Genomic DNA, 1,707 nt, shown 5'->3' with positions numbered 1-1,707 from the left:
CTTTCCCTGATTACAAGCCCCCCCTTTGCTTCTTAACGAAAGATATAGAGCATCCCGAAGGGTGCGAACTGTATTAATTAGAATCTAAACGAGCGAAGCGAGCATAAAGATTACTGAGCGAAGCGAAGGCCTAGTTTCTTTTTTTATTAAATCCTCAACTTCTATTTAAAAAAAACAGCCCCTCAACCGAGCTTTAGCGAGGTTAAAACGTCCGAGCTTTAGCGAGGGCATAGGGCTGTTTTCCATGCTCACTTATGCTTTTATATATATTTTAAAGCTTTTAAATGCTTTTAGACACTCTTAAACCCTTACTACAGAAGGGTTTCAAGCCCTATAAAAGGACATTTAGTCGGTTATAAAAGGACATTTAGTCGGTTATAAAAGGACATTTAGTCGGTTATAAAAGGACATTTAGTCTTGATTTAAGGACTTAATTAATATTGACCTTTTAATGATAACTTTATACAGTGTCCTTACTTTGAATAATAATATGCTTTGAAGATGAAGAATGAGCTTGTTGTGAAAGATAACGCATTAATGAACGCTAGTTATAATTTAGAAGTAACCGAACAGCGCTTAATACTTCTTGCAATCATTAATGCAAGACAAACAGGTAACGGTATAACTGCTGATAGTAAGTTAGAAATACATGCTAATGATTACGCTAGTCGTTTTAATGTTAGTAACGATGGTGCTTACAAAGCACTGAAAAGTGCTGTTCTAAACCTGTTTGATCGTCAATTTTCATTTAAAGAAGAAGATAAAAAGGGAAATGTAGGAACTGTTAAGTCTAGATGGGTAAGCCGTATTAAATATATTGATGATTCAGCTACATTAGAAATCACTTTTGCACCAGATGTAGTGCCTTTGATTACAAGACTTGAGCAACAGTTCACTAGTTATCAACTTAAGCAGGTCACACAGCTTACAAGTAAATACGCTATTAGGCTTTATGAGTTAATCATTGCTTGGCGCGAAGTTGGCAAAGTTCCACAAATTGAGTTAAGTGACTTTAGAAATAGAATTGGGCTTGAAAATACTGAATATACAGCGATGTGTGATTTCAAAAAGCGTGTATTAGAACCAGCAATCAAACAAATCAATGAACATACAGACATCGTAACAACTTATGAGCAACACAAAAAAGGGCGTTCAATTACAGGCTTTTCATTCAAATTTAAGCAAAAGCAAATAAGAACTGAAGTTAAAAAAGACAAAAATATAGGAGATTTTTTTAACCGAATGACTGATTCACAACGTCTTAAGTTTGGATCTAAACTTGCCTATGATGAGCGTGTACAAAGTGAGTATAGCCACTTAATTGGTACTGGAAATTATGAACAATTCGGACAACTTTTAGCTGAAATGCTAGCAGAAAAAAGACACTTTGAAATGTTCTTTCCTTTGCTTGTAGAGCATGGTTTTAACGTATAAAAATAAAAACTAATTACACTTAAGATTAAATAACTCTCTATCTCTGTCTTCTGTTAAATACTCGTTGAGTTCAGCGAGTATTTTTTCTTTATTGGCTTCATTGGCATTCATTTTTTTAATCAAATAAGAACCGAGCAAAATTTTGCGTCGAGTATCATCTTTTCTTTCCTGCTCTTTTTGTTTTGATTTTTCTCTAGCTTCGATAGCCTGTTTACGAGCCTTTAACTGTTTCAACTTTTCCAACTGGGCTTCAATTTTCTTTTCGAGATTTTC

The 1,707-nt window shown here is 34.3% G+C and carries 2 protein-coding genes; one reads left to right on the top strand and one right to left on the bottom strand.

Going from position 1 to position 1,707, the window contains the following annotated elements:
• The first annotated feature begins 501 nt into the window (after positions 1-501).
• Entirely contained in the window at positions 502-1,434 is a 933-nt protein-coding gene (gene repM / locus FTV31_RS16635) for a replication initiation protein RepM (RefSeq protein ID WP_179995818.1), read from the top strand.
• 9 nt (positions 1,435-1,443) lie between these two features.
• On the opposite strand, the gene FTV31_RS16630 is transcribed toward repM, so the two are convergent.
• The coding region (locus FTV31_RS16630) for a mobilization protein (protein WP_180015751.1) at positions 1,444-1,707 on the bottom strand (264 nt) is incomplete at its 5' end.

The sequence above is a fragment of the Acinetobacter sp. YH16031 genome (assembly GCF_013417335.1).
In the GTDB taxonomy this organism is placed as follows: domain Bacteria; phylum Pseudomonadota; class Gammaproteobacteria; order Pseudomonadales; family Moraxellaceae; genus Acinetobacter.
The sequence above is the reverse complement of the archived record's forward strand: the minus strand, read 5'-3'. Positions and strand labels throughout refer to the sequence as shown.

What these genes read in the sequence shown, in the direction of transcription:
- repM (WP_179995818.1), top strand. Translation starts at nt 502, where the DNA reads ATGAAGAATGAGCTTGTTGTGAAAGATAACGCATTAATGAACGCTAGT.